This is a genomic window from Acidovorax sp. FHTAMBA, from assembly GCF_038958875.1.
Lineage (GTDB): Bacteria > Pseudomonadota > Gammaproteobacteria > Burkholderiales > Burkholderiaceae_C > Acidovorax.
Genome location: NZ_CP152407.1, coordinates 4,369,039 through 4,390,634, shown reverse-complemented (window position 1 = coordinate 4,390,634; position 21,596 = coordinate 4,369,039). Strand labels below are relative to the sequence as shown.

At 65.9% G+C, this 21,596-nt stretch carries 16 protein-coding genes; all 16 read right to left on the bottom strand.

Annotation, left to right across the window (positions count from 1 at the left end; genetic code table 11):
- Positions 1-141 precede the first annotated feature (141 nt).
- The 16 genes from AAFF19_RS20460 to AAFF19_RS20385 all read right to left on the bottom strand — a co-directional run bounded on the left by AAFF19_RS20460 (position 142) and on the right by AAFF19_RS20385 (position 21,519).
- The gene (locus AAFF19_RS20460) at positions 142-948 is read right to left on the bottom strand and encodes a hypothetical protein (protein ID WP_342720896.1); all 807 of its coding nucleotides are present in this window, start codon (positions 946-948) and stop codon (positions 142-144) included.
- Positions 941-2,452 carry a flagellar biosynthesis protein FlhF gene (gene flhF / locus AAFF19_RS20455; protein WP_342720895.1) on the bottom strand — a complete coding sequence of 504 codons (1,512 nt, stop codon included), beginning with the start codon at positions 2,450-2,452 and terminating at the stop codon, positions 941-943. Before flhF ends, AAFF19_RS20460 begins: the two co-directional genes overlap by 8 nt.
- Positions 2,449-4,530: a flagellar biosynthesis protein FlhA gene (flhA, locus tag AAFF19_RS20450; RefSeq protein ID WP_008904408.1), complete on the bottom strand. Its 2,082-nt coding sequence runs from the start codon at positions 4,528-4,530 to the stop codon at positions 2,449-2,451. The genes flhF and flhA overlap by 4 nt, the downstream gene beginning before the upstream one ends.
- On the bottom strand, positions 4,527-5,681 hold the full coding sequence (locus AAFF19_RS20445) for an EscU/YscU/HrcU family type III secretion system export apparatus switch protein (RefSeq protein WP_008904407.1): 1,155 nt from the start codon (positions 5,679-5,681) through the stop codon (positions 4,527-4,529). The genes flhA and AAFF19_RS20445 overlap by 4 nt, the downstream gene beginning before the upstream one ends.
- A gap of 236 nt (positions 5,682-5,917) precedes the next feature.
- Positions 5,918-6,541 carry a protein phosphatase CheZ gene (locus AAFF19_RS20440; RefSeq protein WP_008904406.1) on the bottom strand — a complete coding sequence of 208 codons (624 nt, stop codon included), beginning with the start codon at positions 6,539-6,541 and terminating at the stop codon, positions 5,918-5,920.
- A 4-nt stretch (positions 6,542-6,545) separates the two neighbouring features.
- On the bottom strand, positions 6,546-6,932 hold the full coding sequence (cheY, locus tag AAFF19_RS20435; protein ID WP_008904405.1) for a chemotaxis response regulator CheY: 387 nt from the start codon (positions 6,930-6,932) through the stop codon (positions 6,546-6,548).
- Positions 6,933-7,004: 72 nt separating this feature from the next.
- Positions 7,005-7,937: a flagellar motor protein MotB gene (gene motB / locus AAFF19_RS20430; RefSeq protein WP_342720894.1), complete on the bottom strand. Its 933-nt coding sequence runs from the start codon at positions 7,935-7,937 to the stop codon at positions 7,005-7,007.
- Positions 7,938-7,970: 33 nt separating this feature from the next.
- Complete coding sequence (motA, locus tag AAFF19_RS20425) at positions 7,971-8,831, bottom strand: flagellar motor stator protein MotA (RefSeq protein WP_182120200.1); 861 nt, start codon at positions 8,829-8,831, stop codon at positions 7,971-7,973.
- Positions 8,832-9,096: 265 nt separating this feature from the next.
- On the bottom strand, positions 9,097-14,361 hold the full coding sequence (locus AAFF19_RS20420; protein ID WP_182120201.1) for a glycoside hydrolase family 99-like domain-containing protein: 5,265 nt from the start codon (positions 14,359-14,361) through the stop codon (positions 9,097-9,099).
- Positions 14,345-15,499 carry a dTDP-4-amino-4,6-dideoxygalactose transaminase gene (gene rffA, locus AAFF19_RS20415; RefSeq protein ID WP_034693786.1) on the bottom strand — a complete coding sequence of 385 codons (1,155 nt, stop codon included), beginning with the start codon at positions 15,497-15,499 and terminating at the stop codon, positions 14,345-14,347. Before rffA ends, AAFF19_RS20420 begins: the two co-directional genes overlap by 17 nt.
- Before the next feature lie 13 nt (positions 15,500-15,512).
- Positions 15,513-16,979: an FAD-dependent oxidoreductase gene (locus tag AAFF19_RS20410; protein ID WP_008904401.1), complete on the bottom strand. Its 1,467-nt coding sequence runs from the start codon at positions 16,977-16,979 to the stop codon at positions 15,513-15,515.
- A gap of 10 nt (positions 16,980-16,989) precedes the next feature.
- The gene (locus tag AAFF19_RS20405) at positions 16,990-17,781 is read right to left on the bottom strand and encodes a TylF/MycF/NovP-related O-methyltransferase (protein ID WP_008904400.1); all 792 of its coding nucleotides are present in this window, start codon (positions 17,779-17,781) and stop codon (positions 16,990-16,992) included.
- 13 nt (positions 17,782-17,794) lie between these two features.
- Positions 17,795-18,574 (bottom strand): class I SAM-dependent methyltransferase, encoded by a 780-nt coding sequence (locus AAFF19_RS20400; RefSeq protein ID WP_008904399.1) that lies wholly within the window; start codon positions 18,572-18,574, stop codon positions 17,795-17,797.
- Between the two features lie 11 nt (positions 18,575-18,585).
- Positions 18,586-19,236, bottom strand: a complete 651-nt coding sequence (locus AAFF19_RS20395) for a class I SAM-dependent methyltransferase (protein ID WP_008904398.1) — start codon at positions 19,234-19,236, stop codon at positions 18,586-18,588.
- Positions 19,233-19,943, bottom strand: coding sequence for a WbqC family protein (locus AAFF19_RS20390; RefSeq protein WP_008904397.1), 711 nt, complete (start codon positions 19,941-19,943; stop codon positions 19,233-19,235). Before AAFF19_RS20390 ends, AAFF19_RS20395 begins: the two co-directional genes overlap by 4 nt.
- Before the next feature lie 97 nt (positions 19,944-20,040).
- On the bottom strand, positions 20,041-21,519 hold the full coding sequence (locus tag AAFF19_RS20385; RefSeq protein WP_182120202.1) for a flagellin: 1,479 nt from the start codon (positions 21,517-21,519) through the stop codon (positions 20,041-20,043).
- Between the last annotated feature and the right edge of the window lie 77 nt (positions 21,520-21,596).

The following is a 21,596-nucleotide window of genomic DNA, read 5'->3' as shown; positions in this document are numbered from 1 at the left end:
CAGGCACTCGCCGCGTTGCAGCACTTGCCAGGGCAACGGCCCTGGCTGCGCACTGCGCCTTGCGATCACCGGCCTCTGGGGTCAACGTGGGTACGTATAAGTGCATAACACGCTCTGGTCAAAAGCTCCGGACGGTTCAGTTCAATGGCTCCGGACAAAATGCGCAGGCATGCCTGTCAAGTTGCCGGCAGGCAGTGCAGTCAGCGCAGTCAGCGGTTCACTGATAGTGCCCGCATTCTCCAGCAGTTGCAAGGCAAGGCGCTGAACGTCCTGGGGGTTCTGCGTGGCGATGGTGGTGGTGCGCACGGGGCCGCCCAGGTGACGCTCCGCGCAGTCCTGCAGCGTCATCAGCGCATGCTGGGTCTTGCGCCGCTCTGCGGGCGTGTTGCCCCGCAGCAAAGCGGCCACCATGCAGGGCAGCCCGGTGTGGACAGCGATCTGTTTGAGGCTCTTGTAACTGCTCAGCACCCCGGCCGAGCCGTCGCCCATCACCACCAGCGGCACGGTGGCGGTGTGCGTCAGCAGCGGCCCGAGCGTGGCAGCAGGCGCGTGCAGCACGATCAACCCATAGGTTCGGAAGTAGGGCAGCAGGCTGGGCAGGGGCGCGGTCTCGTTGCGGCTGGCCTCGCGGCTGATGCGCTGCAGGCCTTTGGCTGCGGGAATCACCGCCAGTGATGAGGCCATGGCCCCCATGTTCAGGCTCACGCCCTCGTTCCACGGCGCCTGTTGCAGAAGGTGCAGCAGGCCCGGGTACTCGTCCGTCTCCTGCGCGGTGCCGTCAAGCACCACCACCGGGTAGCCCAGGCGCTGCAGGCTCGCGCAGATCTGCCAGAGCGTCTCCAGGCCAGTGCCCGCGTTGTCCTGGCTGGCAACAGCCACCACGCGCAGCTCTGACTGCGGGGTGAAGCTGTGCAGGCCGGCCGCCTGGTGAAAGCCGATATCAAGCATCGACCAGCCCCCGCTCGTTCATGTTCATGTTCACGCCCACGCTGTCGGGCGAATGCGAGAAGAAGAAGTTCAGGTCGGTCGCCTTGGGGTCGAAGGCCGACTTGGCGGGCGCGCGCATCGAGGTGCTGATGAGCTTGTGCGCGTCGGCACGTTCCCAGTCTTCCGGCACGCGCTGGCCGTTGGTCACGCCGCGCAGCACCATCTGGTGGCGGATCAGTGCGTCGATGGCGGGGCCCAGCTTCACGGCCTCATCCACCTTGGACAGGATGGCCTGCTGCGAGCCTTCGGTCTTGAATGCGGTGAGCACGTCATCCAGCGTGTCGCCATGGCAGCCCGCGTTGAGCACCAGCAGGCGGTTGACGTGGGGCAGGTCCAGCACGTCCAGCATGTCGCGCTTGCGCGGGTCGCGGGGGGCCACGCCGGTGGTGTCGATCAGCACCATTTTCTTGCCGCTGAGCAGGCCCAGCAGGTCTTGCAGCGCGGCGCGGTCATGCGCCAGGTGGGCCACGATGCCCAGCATGCGGCCATAGCTGCGCAGCTGTTCGTGGGCACCCACGCGGTAGGTGTCCAGGGTGATCAGGCCCACGCTGCCGGGGCCATGGATGCGCGCACACAGCGCGGCCAGCTTGGCCGTGGTGGTGGTCTTGCCCACGCCGGTGGAGCCCACCATGGCGAAGATGCCACCCTGCTCATACAGCGGGGGCTCGGCCTGGTCGGTCTTGAGGTTGCGCTCCAGCACTTCCATCAGCCAGCGCACCGATTCGGCGGCCGACAGGTCTTCGGGCATGCGCTCGAGCACGGCGCGCGCCAGCGAGGGCGAGTAGCCCGCGCGGATCATCTTGAGCATGAGGTTGGACTGGATCGGGTTCTGGCGCGCCTGGCCCAGCCAGGCCAGCGTGTTGAAGCGGTCTTCGATCAACTCCTTCATGGCATGGAGTTCGTTCATCACGCTTTGCTGGTTGTTGTTCGACTGGGCCAGGTGGGCGCTGGCGGCTTCCTGCCGGCGGCGTGGAGGCTCCGGTGGAATGTCCATGGGGATGCTGCGCAGCGGGTTGTGGCGCACCACGGCGGGTGCTGGCATGCGTTCGCGCTCGGGCTCCTGGTCGCGGCTGCGCTCCGACAAGGTTTGTGGTTCGGCCGGGCCGTTGAGCGCCTCGTGGCGGCGGCGCAGCATGCGCTCGCGCACGTAGTCCTGGAACGACAGCGTGCTCATCGCCAGCTGCTCGGTGTCTTCCTCCACCGGGTTGCGGTCCAGGCTGCTGGCGGCGGGCTGGCTGGCGCGCTGCGTTGCGGTGCGGGCAGGCTTGGGGGCGAGCAGGGGCGGGTTGCTGGACGGTGCGGCCCCGCCATCCAGTGCCGACAGGGTGTCTTCCGCCGTGGCCACCACCTCGACGCCGTTGGCCGTGGGGCGGTTGGACAGGATCAGTGTGCCGTCGCCAAAGGCCATGCGCGCCTTGGCCAGAGCCTCCCGGGAGGTGGGGGCGGTAAAGCGTTTGATGTTCATGCTGATGCACCTTTAAGGATCGGCCCAATACGGATGGTGTGGGTCTCGGGGATTTCACTGTGCGCAAGCACCTGCAGCCGGGGCGCCACGCGGCGCACCAGGCGGGAGATGGCGTTGCGGATCTGGTCGGGAACCAGCAGGCAGGCGGGCAGGCCCATCTCTTCCTGCTTTAAGGCCACTTCGGCGGCCTTTTGCGTGAGGATGTCGGCCACGCCAGGGTCGAGCGCAGGGCCGGCCGCATTGCCCAGCGCCTGCACCAGAAGGCGCTCCAGGCCGGGCTCGATGGCAATCACGTTGAGTTCGCGGGTGGGGCCGTAGATCTGCTGCACGATGGCGGGCGACAGCGCAATGCGCACGCGGCGGGCCAGCTCCACCGGGTCGCTGATGCCACCGGCAAACTCGGCCAGCGTTTCGATGATGGTGCGGATATCGCGGATGTGCACAGACTCTTCCAGCAGCAGCTGCAGGACTTTCTGGAACGTTGCGATGGAAACCATTTTCGGAACCACTTCTTCGATGAGCTTGGGGGCCAGCTTGGCCACGTGTTCCACCAGTTGCTGGGTCTCGGTACGACTCAGAAGCTTGGCGGCTTGCACTTGCATCAAGTGTGACAAATGGGTGGCCATCACGGTTTCGGAATCAACCACCGTAAAACCCGCCATTTGTGCCGCTTCCTTCTGCCGGTCGTCGATCCAGTGCGCAGGCAGGCCAAAAGCCGGGTCGGTGGTGGGCGTGCCAATCAGCGGCGTGCTGATGCCGCCGGGGTTGATCGCCAGGAACATGCCGGGGAAGGCCTCGCCTTCACCTACCACCACGCCACGCAGCGTGATGCGGTAGCCGCTGGGCTTCAGTTCGAGGTTGTCGCGCACATGCACGGCGGGCGGCAAAAAGCCCACCTCCTGCGCAAACTTGCGGCGCACACCCTTGATGCGGGTGAGCAGGTCGCCCTGGCGGCTCTTGTCCACCAGGCTGATCAGGCGGTAACCCAGCTCCAGGCCCAGCAGGTCCACCGGCTGCAGGTCGTCCCAGGTGGCTTCGCCGTCGCTCACGGGGGCAGGTGGGGCCTCCACTTCGGGGGGTACCTTCTGGCGTTCGTACAGCACCCAGGCCACGTAGCCGAGCAGGCTGCCCATGGTCAGAAACACCACGTGCGGCATGCCCGGAATGACACCCAGCAAGATCAGGATGCCCGCCGTCACGCCCAGTACGCGGGGCGACATGAAAAGCTGCTGCACGATCTGGCGGCCCATGTCGTGTTCCTTGCCCACGCGCGAGATCACCATGGCGGCCGCCACCGAGATCAGGAGGCCCGGAATCTGCGCCACCAGCGCATCGCCGATGGCCAGCAGGATGTAGCTGTCGGCAGCCTGCCCGGCAGACAGGCCGTGCTGCAGCATGCCGATGGCGAAGCCGCCCACGATGTTGATGATCAGGATCAGGATGCCGGCAATCGCATCGCCGCGCACAAACTTGGAGGCGCCGTCCATCGAGCCGAAGAAGTTCGCTTCTTCCGACACCTCGGCGCGGCGGCGTTTGGCTTCTTTCTCGTCAATCAGTCCGGCATTCAGGTCGGCGTCCACGGCCATCTGCTTGCCCGGCATGGCATCCAGCGTGAAGCGGGCCGACACCTCGGCAATGCGCTCGGCGCCCTTGGTGATCACCACAAAGTTGATCACCACCAGAATGGCAAACACGATCAGGCCGACGGCAAAGTTGCCGCCGATCAGGAAGTGGCCGAAGGCCTCGATCACCGCGCCCGCAGCACCCGGGCCCTGGTGGCCTTCGAGCAGCACCACGCGCGTGGAGGCCACGTTCAGCGACAGGCGCATCAGCGTGGTGAGCAGCAGCACCGAAGGAAACGCCGCAAAATCCAGCGGCCGCAGCATGTAGGCGGCCACCATCATCACCATCAGGGCCACGGCGATGTTCAGCGTGAAGAACGCATCGAGCATCCATGGCGGGATGGGCAGCACCATCAGGGCCAGGATGGCAACCACCAGCAGCGGGGCCGACAGGCCCTGCAAGGCGCCCGAGTGGCTGCCCGCCCATTGCTGAAGGGACTTGACGGAGGTGTTCATACGGCAGCGCCTTGTGCAGGAGTGCGGTTCAACGGATCGAGCTCAGGCGGCACAAAAGGCTCCACCAGGCTGTCGGGCATGCGGCCTTCGCCGCGCAGGGCGGCCTTCAGGCGGTACACATAGGCCAGCACCTGGGCCACGGCGGTGTACAGCGTGGCGGGAATGGCCTGGTCGAGCTCGGCGTGGGCATACAGCGCGCGCGCCAGCATGGGCGACTGCAGCACGGGCACGTCGTGCGCCTTGGCCACATCGCGGATCTTCATGGCGACGAGGTCGGTACCGCGCGAGATGACCTGCGGCGCGCTCATGGTTTTTTCGTCGTACTTGAGCGCCACCGCATAGTGGGTGGGGTTCATCACCACAAAGTCGGCCTTGGGCACGGCACCCACGCTGGCGCGGTCGGCAATCTCGCGCTGCTTCTGGCGGATGCGGCCCTTGGTGTGGGGGCTGCCTTCCGACTCCTTGTGCTCCTGCTTGACTTCCTCGTGCGACATCTTGAGCCGGTCCTTGAAGAAGTAGGCTTGCAGGGGCACGTCGATCAGGGCTGCCAGAAACACCACCAGCAGCAGCAGGCTCATCCCCGACGTCAGCCAGTCCGCCAGCTGGCGGATGGCAATGGGGGAGGGTTGCAGCACCAGCATGGCCACGCTCTCGATGCTGCTGCCGATGAACTTCCAGGCGACATAGCTCAGGATCGCCGTCATCAGCACCATCTTGGCCACGTTGGCCATCTGCTGCTTGGAAAACAGGTTGGCAAACCCCGAGATGGGGTTCAGGCGGTTGAACTGCGGTGTGATGGGCTTGAGGCTGAAGATCCAGCCGCCCGCCCCGATCGCGCTGACGAGGGCGGCCGTGCTGGTAAGAATGGCGAATACCGCGCTGGCGATCAGCCCGACCATGACCATGTCCTTCAGGCGCTTGAGCATGCTGCCCGGCGCCATCACAGTGGCGGCGTCAAACGCCAACTGCTGGCCCATGGCCCATTCCATGCGCGCCATCAGCTCGGGGGCCAGCACCAGCAGGCAGGCCGCCCCTGCGCCCAGGATCGCCAGGTGCGACAGATCGCGTGAGCGCGCTCCCTGGCCGTCCTGGCGCGTTTTCTGCAGCTTGCGCTCCGTCGCGGGAAGGCTTTTTTCTTGGCTGGATTCCATGATGGCGTGACAACTTGTGTCATGCCATTGTCGTGAGCGACCCGGAAATCTAAAGCGCGATAAGGGGGGCTCGGCCCCTTCTTATCCGCGCCGCGGTGCACGCTGCGGGCGACGGCACCCACCGCTTGGCCCGCCTTGGCAGGCACTACGGAATGTGAAGCAAATTATTCAAAAATGATAGCTGCCAGCGCTTGCTGTATAAGCGCTGGAGCCCATTTTGACCAATATTCTCAGCCTCAGAAGCCGAGGCTGGCCAGCAGGTCGTCCACCTGGGACTGGTCGGTCACCACGTCCGGGGTGCTTTCGGGGTCCACCACCGGGCCCTGCAGGTGCTGGGCGCGGGGTGCCTCGGCCACCGGAATCTGCGCGTTCGGCGGGGCCGTCTGGATGAGCAGCTGCACCAGCTGGTCTTCAATGGTGGCCGCCAGGTTCACCACGCGGGCAATCACCTGGCCGGTGAGATCGTGAAAATCCTGCGCCATCATGATTTCGGTGAGGTGCGTATCGGCTTCCTTGGTCACCCGCTCCACATCGGTCAGGAAGTTGAAGATCTCGCCCTTGGCCACGGCGGCCACCGGGTCGGCCACCAGTGCGTTGACCACCCGGCGCGTTTCAGAGGCGATGTAGTCGTGCTGGGCCTTGGCCTGCTCCACACGGTTGAGCACCTTCTCGGCCGCTTCGCCCGTCAGGCGGGCAATGTACGACAGGCGGCTTTGCGCATCGGGCAGCTCGCCCATGGAGCCGCGCAGCTTCTCGGCGTAGCCCAGCTCGTTGAGCGAGTCGTGCAGCTGGCGTGTCAGCAGACCAATCTTGTGGTGTACGTTGGCCGGCGTCTGGCTGTTGTCCGGTGTGGCATCCATGGCGTCATAGCCCCATCTTCTTGAGGATCAAGGTCACCTTCTCTTCCAGGGTCGCTTTGGTGAAAGGCTTGACGATGTAGCCCGCTGCACCGCCCTGGGCGGCCGCCACGATGTCTTCCTTGCGGGCTTCGGCAGTCACCATCAGAACGGGCAGGTGCTTGAGCTTGTCGTCCTTCTTGATTTCGGCGAGCAACTGAAACCCGTTCATGTTGGGCATGTTGATGTCGGTGACCACAAAGTCGAACTTGCTGCTGCGCAGCTTGTTCAATGCGGCCACGCCATCTTCGGCCTCGTCGGCATCGGCAAAACCGCTTTCCTTGAGCAGGTTGCGCACAATGCGCCGCATGGTGGAGAAGTCGTCAACGATCAAAAAACGAAGGGCTGTGGTCACGTGGGACCCTTTCAGTCGGAAATGGCTAGGGATATTGTCAGGGGTGACGGGGAGTGTGACAAGTCGTAACTTCTACCGGCCCGGAGGGGGATTCTCCCGCGAATCTTGCAGAAGTTCTGTGGATGTGATTTCGGGAATCCCCTTGCCCATGAGTCGTTCTTCCGCCTCGCGGGTCAGCACCGTGATGGTGATGCGCCGGTTGGAGGGTGAGCGCGGGTTGTCTGGCTCCAGCAGATCGCTGGCCGCCAGGCCCACCACACGGCCCAGTTTAGCGTCTGGCATGCCGGCCGAGACCAGTTCGCGGCGCGAGGCATTGGCCCGGTCGGCCGACAGCTCCCAGTTGCTGTAGCCCCGGTCGCTGTTGCCATATGGCACGGCATCGGTGTGCCCGGCCAGGCTGATGCGGTTTTCCACCCCGCCCAAGGCGGCGCCAATCTCGCGCAGGATGTCGCGCATGTAGGGCTTTACCAGCGCGCTGCCGCTGTCGAACATGGGGCGGTTCTGGTCATCAATGATCTGGATCTGAAGGCCGTCCGGCGTGATGTCGATGCGGATCTGCGACTTGTATTCGTTCAGGCGCGGGTTTTCGGTGATGAGCGCGTCGATCTTGGCCTCCAGCGCCTTGATGCGGGCCAGGTCCTCCCTGGCACGCTCGGCACGCGCCGCGTCGATGCTCATGCGCCGCTGCTGGGCCTCTTCCTGGTCTGAGCGCCGCACCTGGCCGTGCACCTTCGACAAATCATTGCCCCCGCCCGGAATCACGCTGGAGCTGTTGCCCGCACCGTCGCCGCCCACCATCGCCACCTTGAGTGGCGATGCGAAATACGCCGCAATCCCCTGCAGCTCCCCCTTGGCGGTGGAGCCGAGCAGCCACATCAGCAGGAAAAACGCCATCATCGCCGTCACGAAGTCGGCATAGGCAATCTTCCAGGCGCCGCCATGCGGCTTGTGCCCGCCCTTCTTGATGCGCTTGACGATGATCGGCTGGAGTTTCTTTTCTGCCATGGTGTGGGGCCCGTGCAGGAAGCTGCGCTGGCGCTACTTCTTGCCCTTTACATGCCCTTCCAGTTCAATAAACGAGGGCCGGTCTGTCGAGAAGAGGACCTTGCGGCCAAATTCGATGGCGGTAGCAGGGTTGTAGCCCTGCATGCTGGCCAGCAGGGTCGATTTGATGCACTGCAGCTCCTTCGCCGCATCTTCGGTCTTTTGCTCCACCAGCCCGCCCAGGGGCTCCACCACCCCGTAGGCCAGCAAAATGCCCAGAAAAGTCCCCACCAGCGCCGAGCCGATCATGCCGCCCAGCACCGACGGCGGCTGCCCCACCGAGCCCATGGTGTTCACCACACCCAGCACCGCAGCAATGATGCCGAAGGCCGGCAGCGCACCCGCCAGCCGGGCAAGGGCTGCCACCGGGGCATGGGCCTCCTGGTGATGGGTTTCTATTTCGCTGTCCATCAGCGCTTCGATTTCGTGCGAATTGAGGTTGCCCGACACCATCATCCGCAGGTAGTCCGTGAGGAACTCGATCACGTGGTGATCGCTGCCCACTGTCGGGTATTTCTTGAAGATTTCCGACTCGGCGGGCGTATCCACATCTTTCTCGATGGCCATCAGCCCTTCTTTGCGGGCCTTTTGCAAGATGTCATAGAGCATCGCCATCAGCTCCATGTAACGCGCCTTGGTGTACTTGGAGCCCTTGAGCGCCATGGGGATGGCAGCCATGGTGGCCTTGAGCACCTTGGGCTGGTTGTTGACCACAAACGCGCCCAGCGCACCGCCCAGAATCGTGACGATCTCGAAGGGCAGCGCCTTCAAGATCACGGCAATGTTGCCGCCGTGCAGAACGTACACACCAAAGATGCACCCGAAGACGACGATGTAACCGATGATGACGAGCATGGTTGAAAAGGAGTGGGTTCAGACTGGGTTCTCGGTACGGTCCGCAGTCGACGGGCAAGGATGGCTTAAATGTACTTCAGCCCCTCTGGCGTCGATGGCGCCATTTAGCAGCCAACAACCAGCTTTTCCGGCCCGTCTGAGGGAGCGTTGGCGGCGTGGTCAGTCTAATCATTCAGTGCCTTCATCTTTGAGGCTGCTCCTCTAGTAATAGCTGCCAGTCAAGAAATACTTGGGCAAACGGGCAATTCCATACACAAAGAGCTTTTCAGTCTGTCCAGGCGCGGTACCAATCCTGGAGCGGAGCACCGCGCAGCAACCAGTGTGCGGCCACCTGCTGCTGCAGCGCCGCACCCTCTTGGCGAGCCGCGGGCAAATCGGCCAGCCGCTCGCGCAGTGCCGCCACCCAGTCCTTGAACCGGTTCCGCACACGCCGCACGGGCAGGCCGCCGTCCTGGTAGGGCAGCACGTCGGAGCAGACTACGGGCACGCCGCACCAGCCGTATTCGAGCAGCCGAAGGTTGGATTTGCACTCGTTGAAGGCGTTGGCCTCCAGGGGGGCAATCGCCAGGTCCCATCCTTGGGTCACCGCCATGAGCTGGCGTGGGTACTCCAGCGTGGGCACGCCCGCGTAGTAGGTGCTCACGTAGCGGCGCAGCGTGGGGGGGCACATGCCAAAGAACACCCACTCCACTTCGTCGGCCAGTTCGCGCACCACGTCGGCAACCATCTCCAGGTCCCCCAGGTGCCCCGCCCCCCCGGCCCAGCCAATGCGCGGCTTGCGGGGCAGGGCGCCGTCCACGGGCGGGCGCACGGGCGGCGCGCTGCCCCACATGCGCGGGGGCAGCCGGTTGGGGGCCACGCGCACCTCTGCGGCGTGGGGGCCGAGCGCCTGTGCCAGCGGTTCGGTGGACACCACAAGCCGGTCGCACAGGCCGATGCCCTTGAGAATGCGCCCGCGCAGGTCCTTGGGCATGTCCTGGTGATGGATGCTCTTCACGGGCACCTGGGCCATGTGGTCGTCCACCTCGTAGATGGTGCGCACCCCGGGTACGGCACGGGCGGCTGCAAGGGCGGCCAGGCCGGCTTCGGTGTAGGGGCGCTGGAAGACCAGCGTATCCGCCCCAGTGCGCAGCAGCAGGTGGGTGGGCAGCAACTCGGGTGAGGGCGCACCGGTGCACAGGCCGGCATCGCGCATGGCCGCCAAGGGCTGCAGGATGCGGTACTGGCCGCACCCGGTGGCATCGGCCGCGAAGACGGCGATATGGTGCGGCGTCAGGCCCTGCAGCGGGTCGGGCCGCAGCACGGTGCGGGTTTCGATCTCGTAATTGCGCTCCGACAGCGAAAGGTGGGGGCTGTAGTGCGGGTCGTGTGCCACCCATGCGGGCCAGCGGGCATAGAAGGCCGCCTGCTCGGCAGAAAAGCGCTCCTGCTTTTGCTGCTGGGTCTTGCCCTCCACGGCGGCGCGCTGGCTGGCGCTGCCCTCGTGCAGCAGGGTGGCCAGGGGCGTCCAGACAATGCGCCGGCCCGTGGCGCCAATGCGCAGGCAGAAGTCCACGTCGTTGTAGCTCACGCCGAACTGCGCCTCGTCCAGCCCGCCCACTTCGTCGTACACGGCCCGGGACACCAGCAGGCAGGCTGCAGTGACGGCCGAGAAGTCCTGCGTGAGCTGGGCGCGCCCCTGGTAGCCCGGCTGGTCCCCGGGCAGCCCCAAAAGGGGGTGGTCCGCCGGGCCGCACAGGCCCAGCACCACCCCAGCGTGCTGCACGCGCCCATCCGGGAACAGCAGCCGCGCGCCCACGGCGCCCACGCCTGGCCGCAGTCCCTGGCGTACCAGGTGCGTGAGCCAGTCGGCCTGGAGCGCGGCCGTATCGTTGTTGAGCAGCAGCAGGTATTCGCCCCGCGCTTCCCGCGCCGCCAGGTTGTTCATGCGCGAGAAGTTGAACGGGCCCGGGGCGCGCAGCACGCGGATGCGGTCGGGCATCACGCCTTCGAGGCCGGCCAGGAACTCGCGCGCTTCGGCCGTCTGGCTGTCGTTGTCCACCACCAGCAACTCGAACGCGGGGTAGGCTGTCTTGGCGAGCAGCGACTCGATGCAGCGGCTGAGAAAGGGCAGCTGGTCCCGCGTGGGGATGATGATGCTCACCAGCGGCGTGCGGGGCAGCGGCGGCAGCAGGTGGAAACTGCCGGGCAGCGGGCCTTCGAGCACCTGGCTGCCGGGCTCTGCCTGCGCGGCATGTTCGGCCAGTTGCTGGGCCATGGCCTGCCACGTGGCGCTGTCGGTGGCGAAGACTGCGGGCTCGGCGGTCGTGAGGTGCAGGGCCGGCACAGGCACGGGGAGGAAGGCGGCGGCGCCCCGTTCCCGCAACGCAGCCAGCGCCAGTCCATAGGCAAAGGCCAGACCGAAGCGGGTTGCGCCTGGCGCCTGCGCCAGATGTTCTGCCAGCCAGCCCGTGCGCACCGCTAGCGCCCGGCCCATGTAGGCGCAGGAGAGCAGCAGGTCCTGGTTGAAGGCGGGCTTCAGGCAGGGTGCGCCCAGGTGGCCACCTGCGTCGCGCTCATCGTGGTCCAGGTAGGCAATGAGCGCGGTGTCTGGCGCTGCCGCCAGCGCGCGGGCGAGCTGGGCCAATGCATCGTGCGCCAGCGTGTCGCCAGCGCACAGGCACAGCGCCCAGTCGCTTCCCTCCAGCCCATCTAGGAGTGCAGGCAGCGGTTCGCCCGCGGTTGGGGTCGCAATCCGGTTGGCCGGCCGCAGTTGTGCGGCCAGCGACGCGCGGGTAGTGGCCATGCCGGCCGGGCCATCGGCACTATCGCTCACCGCCACGGCCAGCACCACGCCGGCGCTTGCAGCCCTTAGGGCGGGCAGCAGCGCATCATCCGATGCCGCAGAGGCGCCTTCCAGCCAGCGCACGTATTCCGAAGGCGGTGCGCTCTCCCGTGCCAGCGCGCGCAGCTCGTTTTCCGGCCGCTGCAGCACGCGGCGGGTCGCCTCCAGGTAGGCGCGGCCCCAGCGGGCGTCGGGCTCCAGGGTGCAGCCCTCGCCCCACTCGTTCCAGGCGTTCACGAAGACCAGGCGCTCATCGCCCTCAAACTCGTCCAGCGTGCGGCCTACGGCCTGGCCCAGCCAGTCTTCATAAGCGTCTGGATTTGCCCCCACAAACAGGGTGGCACCGCCGCGCCGGCGGCGGGCGCTGTTGTCCCAGCCCGGCAGCAGGCCATGGAAGCGCTTGTAGTTCGGGCGCGGCCGCGTCAGCCAGGTGTGGGCCAGTTTGCCGTAGTCGCCCACGCGGGCATCCGGGTCGGCCAGCAGATTGGGCGGGCTGTTGGGCGGCAGGGTGGCGGCATGGACCTGGTGCGGTGGAAACTCTGCGGCTGCGTCAAAACCGTGCTCCGTGGGGTCGATGGGCACAAAGCTCTCCACCGCCACCAGGTACACCTCGCCCACGCCCAGCTCGCGCCAGGCGTCGCGCCAGGCGGCGGTGGTTTCGGCCAGATCGGGAATCACGTCCGTGCGGTAGACCAGCAGCACCGGCCGGCCGCCGATGCGGACATAGCGGGGATCGGCGAAGTAGCGCGCCAAATCGCTGGCGAAGCGCCCGTGCAGGCCAGGGGCGTAGGACTGCTGCATGAGAACGTCGTGCTCCCCGCCGTCCCAGCGGCGCGTCCAGTTCTCGTTGGCCCAGCACAGGCAGAAGGGGAGGTCGATCTCGGGGTGGGCCAGCAGCTGGTCCACTGGCTTTTCCAGCAGGCGGCGGCCGTCGAACCAGTAGTAGTGGAAACAGAACCCATGCAGGCCGTGCTCGCGTGCCAGGCGCGCCTGGGCCGCCAGCACATCGACCGAGGACAGGTCGTAGTAGCCGAGTTCCGTGGGCACAAAGGGCTGGGCATGGCCGTCAAACAATGGTTGCCCGGCGCGCACGTTGTCCCATTCGGTGAAGCCGGCGCCCCACCAGGCGTCGTTCTCGGGAATGGCGTGGAACTGCGGCAAGTGGAAGGCCAGCACGCGGGGGCGCTGGCTGGGCCGCGGGCGGGCGGCCTCGAGCGCCTGCTGTGCCGCCATGTTGTCGGCCAGCTGCACCAGCAGGGTGTCGATGCGCTCGCAGCGTGCCGCAGTAGCCTGCGCGTCGGGGGCGATGCGCGGCAAAGTGGCCGCCTTGGCGTACAGTGCTTCGATGCTGTGGCGGAAGGTGTCGTCGGAGTAATACAGCCGCACGGCGGCGCGGCCGAAACTGCCGCGCCAGCTGCGCAGTTCGGCGTCGCTTAGCAGGCGGTGGATGTCTGCCGCGTAGGCCTCGGGTGTGGACCAGAGGTAGAAATCCGCCGGAATGCAGTCGAACTCCAGCGAGAAGCCCGTGCCGCGCCAATCGGCGGGTGCATAGCGGACGATGGGCTTGCCCAGCGCTGCGGCCTCCAGCACGGTGGTGGGCGAAGACAGCGGGACCGAGTCTACATATACGTCGCAGGCGTGGTAGCAGGCGGCCAGGTCGGACTCCGGCAAGTAGCCCGACAGGTGCACGCGCCCGGCAAAGTGTTGCAGGAAGGACTGCCAGAAGGGTGCTTCGGCCACCCCCACTACCAGCAGATGGGCGTCGGGGTGTTGTTCCAGCACGGGCGTGAGCAGTGCCGCCAGATCGGTGCCCTCAATGGGCCAGTATTTGAACGGGGAGCCCGCCGACAGCAGCAGCGGCGCCTCGGCCGGAATGCCGAAGGCCGCGCGAACGTCGAGCCCTGAGGGGTGTTCGAGCCGCGAGAAGTCCATGGGCAGCAAGGCCCAGCCGATGTGCGCGCGCGCAATGCCCCGGCGGTGCTCCAGCACCATGGTGGCCGTGTTGATGGCTAGTGTGGAAATGCCCACACCCAGCCAGAACACGTGCGAGGCATGGTCCATGGCCAGCACCGGTGGTGCGTTGCGCACGGCGGGCACAGCGGTGCAGGGCAGCACGTCGTGCGGGTGGGTGAGCAACACCACCTGGTCTGCCTGGGTCACCAGATCCCGCAGCGCCACGGCCCGCCCCAGCCAGGAGGGAGCGTCGAGTTGCACGATGCGCACCCGTCCGGCCTGCGCCAGCGCCTGCAGCGGTTCGGGCAGCGGGCGGCCTTCCTGCTGCGTGAGCACCAGCGTATGCTGCGAACCCGTGTCGATGCCAATCCAGCGCCAGGCAATGCGGCTGTGGCCGCCCACGGCGTGCACGCTGGTGAGCACGGTCAACACGCGGCGTGGCGTGGCGGTTGCCCCTGGCGGCGGTGCGTGTTCGCTCGCCGGTAACGCCTGCCCGACCTGCGCCAGCAGCGACTCCAGGGCGGGCGAAGCGAACAGGCCGCTGTGCCGCATCCAGGCGCCGTGGGCGCAGTCGCTGGCAGCTTGCAAAGCGGCCTCAAGGTCGCCCTCGGCGATGCGCTGGCGCACCTGGTCCAGGGCCGCGGCAAAGGCGTCGTGGTTCGCGGCAACCCGTGTTGCCAGAGGGTGGGCTTGGGCCCCGTCGGCCGGGGCGGAGCCGGGGAGGAGGTCGGTCGCGTTACTTGTGGAGGCCATAGAACTGCTTCACGGCCGTTGCCACCACCCGCACATCCTCATTGCCCATGCTCGAATACATGGGCAGGCGCAGCAGCCGTGCGGAGATGTCCACCGTGACGGGCAGTTCGGCGTGCGCGCGACCGAAGCGGCGGCCTGCGGGCGCGTCGTGCAATGGCACATAGTGGAAGACCGCATGGATCTGGTGCGCGCGCAGATGCGCCATGAGGGCGGCGCGCTCTTCGGCAGAGCGGCACAGCATGTAGAAGATGTGTCCGTTGGCCCGCTGGGATGTGGCCGCGGGCAGCATGGCGAGGTGCTCTTCTTCGAGCGGGCGCAGCAGCTGCACATATTTTTCGTACAACGCGCGCCGGTGGGCGTTGATGCGCTTGGCGTGTTCCAGCTGGGCATACAGGAAGGCCGCCGTCAGCTCGTTGGGCAGGAAAGACGAGCCCACGTCCACCCAGGAGTACTTGTCCACCTCGCCGCGGTAGAACGCTTTGCGGTTCGTGCCCTTTTGCCAGATGACTTCGGCGCGCTCGGCCAACGCAGGGTTGTTGACGAGCAGCGCGCCGCCCTCGCCGCTGATCACGTTCTTGGTTTCGTGGAAACTCAGGCAGCCCAGGTCACCAATGGTGCCCAGCGCCGTGCCTTCGTCGTGGGCGAGGATCGCCTGGGCGGCATCCTCGATGAGCAGCAGGCCGTGCCGCTGGCAAATGGTCTTGATCACCGCCATGGCGCACGGAACGCCCGCGTAGTGCACCGCCACGATGGCCCTGGTGCTCGGTGTGATGGCCTGCTCGATCAGTGTCTCGTCGATGTTCAGCGTGTCGCGCCGGACGTCCACGAAGACCGGCACCCCGCCGCGCAGCACAAAGGCGTTGGCGGTGGACACAAACGTGAACGAAGGCATCACCACTTCGTCGCCCGCGCCGATGTCGGCCAGGATGGCCGCCATCTCCAGGGCCGTGGTGCACGAAGTGGTCAGCAAGGCCTTGTAGCAGCCGAGGTGCTCCTCCAGCCATTCCTGGCAGCGCCGGGTGAAAGCGCCGTCGCCCGCGATGGAGCCGTTCATGACGGCCTGGGCAATATAGAACAGCTCCTTGCCGACGATGAAGGGCTTGCCAAAGGGGATGGGCGCGTGGTCGTGTGGCTGCATGAGGTATGTCGGTTCAGGCGCGGGCATGGCCGTAGCGGTACATGTCCAGCATTTCAGGGGGAATGCCCCAGTCTATGGCACCGACCTCGTCGTGCAACCTCTCTACCTGGTCGCGCAGCATCTGGGCCACCTGTTCGGGCATGCGGCTCTTCGCGGGCGAAAAGCCATGCTGGTACGCGGCGCTCAACTGGTGCCGCACGGCTTTGTCCACCGCCTGCTCGCGCGTGAGCAGGCGCAGGGGAGCGCGTTCCGGCGCGAAGCTTGCGAAGCGCTCGTCCACGGCCTCGCCATGCAGCAGTGCCGCCATGTACTGCGAAATAACGGGCGCCAGATGAAAGCCGTCGCGTTTGGTGCCGGTGGCGACCAGCAGGTTGGGCAGTGATGTGCGCCCCAGCAGCGGGTAGGTGTCCTGGCTGGTAGGGCGCCAGCCCACGTTCACGCGGACCAGGCCGGCGCGATAGAAATTGCGGTTGATCTGCTCCATGCTCGCCTTGAGCAGGGCTTCCACGCTGCCGACACGACCGTGGTGCACGGGCGTGGGCGAGGTGAAGTTGCTGGCGCCGACGAGGATGCGCGACCCGCGGGGAACCTCGGGGCCGGTGTAGTAGGGCACGCTGTACACGCCGCAGGCCAGGCCCCGGTTGGGCGTTCGGATGCAGTGCGTGTGCGGGTGCTCGGGGCTGTCCAGTTCCAGCGACACCCCCACACCATAGAAGATGCGCTGCACGGGCAGGCCCAGCTGGCTGCGCGCAAGCACATCCGTGGCGCTGGCGCCGGTGGCCAGCAGGAACCGGTCGCCTTCCACGCGCGTACCGTCGGCCAGCACGGCGGCCGCGATGGCCGCACCCGGGGCGCTGGCCTCCAGCCGGTCGACGCTGGTATCCAGGAAGCGCACCCGTGCATCGCGCCGCAGAATGGCGTCGATTTTCTCCAGCATGAGGCGGGGATTGGCCCAGCCTTCGCCAGGGATGTACACCGCCCGGGTGGCACGCTGGCGCTGTTCGGGTGCGTAGTTGGGGATGTCGCGCGGCGACACCAGCGAGTGCGGTTCGTTGAAGTCGCGCAGCGCCTGCACGATGGCGTCGAAGTTCTCGTCGTCCAGGTCGTCGGCGGCGTTGTTGTTGACCACATAGGTGCCGCTGGTGATGCATCCACCGCAGTTGAAGCCCTGGCAACCCTGGCAGCCGGCCGGCAGGGCCTCGCCAGCAGCCGCGATCAGAGCGCGCTCGAAATCCGGCCACATCTGTGTAGCGAGGTGGCTGAGTTCGAAGCGGTACAGGTCCAGGGGGTGGTCCAGCGATCCGGCCTCGATTTCGGCAAAGGAATTGAACATGGCCGCGGCGGCCAGCGTGGCGGAGCCAGGCCTTGCGAAGCGGCCCACGATGGTCAGCGTGTCGGTGGATTGTGCGGTCCAGCGCTGCACCAGCCGGAAGGCGGTGCTCAGCGCGACGATGCCATTGCCGAGGACGACGGTGTGCATGGGGCGTGGCTCAGGCCTTGCGTGCGTAGCACAGGCCAGGGTAGGTGGCGGCGCGATGCAGCGTGTGGGCTCGCCCGTGCAGGAACTGCTCGGCATACGCGCGCCCTTCGGCCACGATGGCATCGCGCGTCAGCTGCCAGAAGGCGACGATGCCGCCGGGCACCAGGCGGTCCCAAACCTGTGCGAGGCCCTGGCGGGTGGGGTCGTACGCGTTCACGTCGAAGAACGCCAGGGCCACGAACTCGTTGGGATGCTGGGCAAAGAAGTCCGGCAGGGTCTGCCGGCAGTCGCCAGCGATCACGCGGTGCTTGCCATGGTTCTGCCCCATGGCATTGCAGCGCTCGTGCACCGTCAGCAACTCGGTCAGGTATTGGGCATAGTCCCCGCCCACGGCGTAGGTGCCCTCCGTATGGGTGGTGCTGGCTCGGTCGGAGTCGGAGAAGCCGGCATAGCCCTCAAAGGTGTCGAAGCACACGATGCGCCGCGTGAAGTGCAGGGGCTCGTGGATGGCGCGCAGGTTCTCGCACAGCACGGCGGTCTGCCCGCGCCAGGTGCCTATGTCCAGAATGCAGCCCGGAATGTCCACGATCTGCCGGTAGATCCCATCGATGGCGAGGATGCGCGCCAGCAGCGATCCGCGCAGGAACAGGCCGAGCGAGCGCTCTTTTTCCTCGGGCGTGGCGCGGTAGTCTTGCAGCATGCCGAAGAGTTGCTCGCGCGCCGCCAGGCTGTCGCTGTTGGAGTATGTGAGCGCCGACGACTCGTGGGTCGCGTGGCTGGCAGTGGAGGTGGGAGAGGGCATAGCGGGCGAAGGCTCAGACAAAGCTCAGGTGGGCGCGCTGGTCGCCGTGCACCAGACGGGCGGCGGGCAGCAGCTGGGCGGGAATATCGACAAACGCGACGTCGGAATTCACCAGGCTCCAGTGCAGTGCCTGCTCCAGCAGGCTGCCTTTGCGCGCGAGGATGACGTCGGACCAATCGGTGCTGGTGATGGCCACGGGTGTGAAATCGCTGCGCTTGAGAAAGTTTCCCACCGCCTCCAGCACGCCGAGGTTCTGGCGCAGGCCAGCGTCGCTGAAGCAGCAGTCATTGAGCATGAAAGCGCCGTTGGCGCCCACCAGCTCCTGGTAAAGCATCAGGTCGCGCAGCACATATTCATATTGGTGGCTGGCATCGACGTAAATCAGGTCGTAGGGCGCACCCTGGTTGAGCTGGCGTACGGCGGGCAGGGCATCTGCCGTGGGCGAGCGCACGATGGACACGCGGGGTTCTGCGGCAAAACGCTGCTGGCACCCATCGTGCAGCCGGTCCCAGGTAGCTTGCTCCCAGGTGGGGCCACCAAAATAAAAGTCGTAGGCCTCAGGCGGGTCGATCCAGGAGGGCAGGGGGTCGAAGGGACAATAGTCGCGGTTCGACGCCGTGCTCCAGCTGTCCACCAGCACCAACTGCGCGGGGTTCAGGCGCTGCAGCAACTGCTGGGCGTTGTCGCCCTTGCACACCCCCAACTCCACCACATGGGGCTGTACCTGCAGGGCGCGGAAACCATGCTGCAGCACCGAGTACATCAGGTTGCGATCGATGTCGCAGACTTTCATGCGTTTCCTTCTCAATCTGCGGGCTCGGAAAAAGCCGCATCCTTGCGCACGATGATCGTGAAATCATAAAGATCATAGTCATGCAAAAGCGCGACATTCCGGGCGTATTTCCGTTTGCACCAGTCAAAGAGCCACAGCGGATCGGCGTAGTACAGGTCGGGCCGCATGCGGTCGGGATCTGAATACCGGGTCAGCGCATTGAAGGCAAAGCCCAGCCGGCTGTGCGTGTTCAGGTCGTCCAGCACACCGAGGATGAATTCCTGCCACGCCGCCTCGGGCACCTGGCCGCGCACGTTGAAGAGGCCGCTGGCGACCGCGTAGTCCGCCACGCGGGGGCATCCGCTGCCTACAGCGAACGCGCCCTGCGCGCCATGGCGCTGCCTGGCCGCGTCCACCATGTCCGGCACCAGGTCGATGCCCAGGTAGTCGACCAGCTCACCCGCAGCACCCAGGTGGTCCAGCAGGGCCCCGTACCCGCAACCCAAGTCGTTCAGCGAGGGGGGCGATGCACGGGCGCGGCTCTGAGGCAGGAGTTTGCACAGTTGTTCAAAGCGCAATGCCTGGGCGCGCGCGTGGCCCCAATCGACGCCGTTCGGAACGGGGCCGTGGGCGCGGAACTTGTCCTCGTAATAAGTGCGGGTAGCGGCGATGGGACTGTTCATGGGGCTGCGGGCGCTGGTCGATCCAGGTAGCGTACTGCCTGGGCGCCAGTGTTCATCAGCAGATCCACCGCGCTCACGTGGTGATCGAACGGGCCGTGGAGCTGGGGATACGGGGGGTAGCCTGTGTAGTCAAACTCTTGCACCGCGATACCGGCCTCTTCAAAAAGGTGCTGGTCCAGGTAGCTTCGTGCAGCGGGGCCGGTGAGATACGTGGTCGCCCCCAGGGCCTGGCACAGGTGCACCAGATTTTCCGTGCGGCCCGGGCAGCGGCCCAGGGTGGATGAGTTCACCAACGGAGTATGCACACCCAGCAGGTCGGCCATGCCGCGCAGCAGCAAGGCGTTGACCTGAGACAAGTGCGTAAGGCCAGCGCAGCGGGCATACAGCTCTGCGAGCGGCGGGCCCACGGTGTCGTAGTGCGCCGCCGCGCGGTAGTTTGCATGCAAGCTGGCCCAGTGCCGCTCATGCCAGAGCGGCTCTGCAATTTCCACCTCGCGGATCTGCTGCAGATAGCGGCTCTTGACTCGCACGGGCAGGGTCAGCCATTGCACGCCCTGGGAGGTCTTGATGCGGTTGCGGTTGCGCCAGTCGCGCTTGGTGTATTGCACGTCGTCGTAGAGAACGAAGATGTCTACCGCGCGCATGAGGTCGAAATACCCCTTCCAAGGAATGTAGTTCGACTGAACGATGGCGACGGTGAGCGGCATGGTCGGTGTTCTACTGGCGGGCGCGCACTGCCGGAATAAGCTGGGCTGGCCTGTGAAGCCGTCTATTGTGCGGTATCCGCGCCGGCCGCCGCGCGGCTTAGCCGTTCAGGAGTGCTAGCACGCCCTGCGGAATCTGGTTGGCCTGGGCCACCATTGCCGTGCCGGCTTGTTGCAGGATCTGCGCGCGCGACAGGTTGGCCGTCTCGGCTGCGAAGTCGGCATCCAGGATGCGCGAACGCGAGGCCGACAGATTCTCGGAGGTGATGTTCAGAGCCGCAATGCTGGTTTCGAAGCGTGATTGAAGTGCACCGAGCTTGGCGCGCTCGCTGCTGACAAAAGACAGGGCAGAGTCCACGGTCTTGAGCGCTTCGGTCGCCTTCTTGAAGGTAGTCACGTCCAGGTCGGAGACTTTTTGCAGCGAGGAGCCGGCGTCCGTAAACGCGTTGGAGGTGGTCACATCCGTGGAGAAGGACTTGTCGGAGTCCAGCACCACGTAGCCGCTGGTCAGAGAGTTGTCGGCAGTGGTGTCTGCCGTCAGGGTAACGGTGCCAGTCACGGCGGTGCCGTCGGCCTGCAGCTTGGTCACAGAAACGTCGCCGGCGTTGGTCACCGTCGTGTCGCCCACCCGGATGTCGTTGCCTGTGGCGTTGGTCAGCACAATCGCCGTGCCCGCCGCGTTGAGCGAAGCGGTCACGCCGGTCTTGGAGGACTGTTCGTTGATGGAGGCAATACCCGCCGAGAGTCCATCGGCGCCAGTAGCGGCCGACAGTGTGAAAGACACGGTCTGGTCTGCACCGTTGTCGGAGCGCAACGCCAGGGTGTACGACCCGGCGGCAACAAATGCTACTTCCGTCTCAGTACGGGCAGTGGCATTCACGCCGGTGGTGGCGCCCACCAGGTTGATATTGTCGGCAATGGTCTTGGCTGTCTGGTTTGCCGCAATGTTCACCGTGGCCGAACCCCGTGAGCCATTGATGACCACGCTTCCAGAGGTGGTGCTGTTGGCGCCCCAGGCCGCGCCCGAGGTCGGAGCGCCCGCGCCGTTGGCCGAGGTGTTCTGGTTGTTGCCGTAGGTATTGGTGCGCAAGTTGGCAGTGGCGGCGATGATGGTCTGGTTGGCATTGGCGCCCACTTGGAACTGAGCAGTACCAAAGGTGCCATCCAGCAATTTCTGGCCGTTGAACTCGGTGGTTTGCGAAATCCGGTCAAGCTCTGCCACCAATTGGCCGACCTCCTGCTGCAAGGCTTGGCGGTCGCTGGCGCTGTTGGAGGCGTTGGCCGATTGCACCGCCAGCTCACGCACGCGCTGCAGGATGTCGCCGGCGGACTTCATGGCGCCTTCCGTCACCTGGGCCAGGGAGATCCCGTCGTTGGCATTGCGGGCCGCCTGGTTCAGGCCGCGGATCTGGCTGGTAAATCGCTCGGAGATGGCCAGGCCTGCCGCGTCGTCCTTGGCGCTGTTGATGCGCAGGCCCGAAGACAGGCGCTGGATGGATGTATTGAGCGAAGACTGGCTGGTGCCGAGGTTGCGCTGCGCGGTGAGCGAACTGACATTGGTGTTGATAGTTGCGGCCATGGCGAAACTCCTTAACGTCGCGAGACGGATCTGTTTGCCGGTTCAAGCGCACCCGTCCGGCTGTCAATGGGGGAACG

Coding starts and splice junctions, on each gene's coding strand:
- flhA (WP_008904408.1), bottom strand. CDS start 4,530: ATGAACACCTCCGTCAAGTCCCTTCAGCAATGGGCGGGCAGCCACTCG.
- motB (WP_342720894.1), bottom strand. CDS start 7,937: ATGGCAGAAAAGAAACTCCAGCCGATCATCGTCAAGCGCATCAAGAAG.
- AAFF19_RS20420 (WP_182120201.1), bottom strand. CDS start 14,361: ATGGCCTCCACAAGTAACGCGACCGACCTCCTCCCCGGCTCCGCCCCG.
- AAFF19_RS20460 (WP_342720896.1), bottom strand. CDS start 948: ATGCTTGATATCGGCTTTCACCAGGCGGCCGGCCTGCACAGCTTCACC.
- AAFF19_RS20405 (WP_008904400.1), bottom strand. CDS start 17,781: ATGCCCTCTCCCACCTCCACTGCCAGCCACGCGACCCACGAGTCGTCG.
- AAFF19_RS20440 (WP_008904406.1), bottom strand. CDS start 6,541: ATGGATGCCACACCGGACAACAGCCAGACGCCGGCCAACGTACACCAC.
- AAFF19_RS20395 (WP_008904398.1), bottom strand. CDS start 19,236: ATGAACAGTCCCATCGCCGCTACCCGCACTTATTACGAGGACAAGTTC.
- flhF (WP_342720895.1), bottom strand. CDS start 2,452: ATGAACATCAAACGCTTTACCGCCCCCACCTCCCGGGAGGCTCTGGCC.
- AAFF19_RS20390 (WP_008904397.1), bottom strand. CDS start 19,943: ATGCCGCTCACCGTCGCCATCGTTCAGTCGAACTACATTCCTTGGAAG.
- AAFF19_RS20445 (WP_008904407.1), bottom strand. CDS start 5,681: ATGGAATCCAGCCAAGAAAAAAGCCTTCCCGCGACGGAGCGCAAGCTG.
- AAFF19_RS20400 (WP_008904399.1), bottom strand. CDS start 18,574: ATGAAAGTCTGCGACATCGATCGCAACCTGATGTACTCGGTGCTGCAG.
- rffA (WP_034693786.1), bottom strand. CDS start 15,499: ATGCAGCCACACGACCACGCGCCCATCCCCTTTGGCAAGCCCTTCATC.
- AAFF19_RS20385 (WP_182120202.1), bottom strand. CDS start 21,519: ATGGCCGCAACTATCAACACCAATGTCAGTTCGCTCACCGCGCAGCGC.
- motA (WP_182120200.1), bottom strand. CDS start 8,831: ATGCTCGTCATCATCGGTTACATCGTCGTCTTCGGGTGCATCTTTGGT.
- AAFF19_RS20410 (WP_008904401.1), bottom strand. CDS start 16,979: ATGCACACCGTCGTCCTCGGCAATGGCATCGTCGCGCTGAGCACCGCC.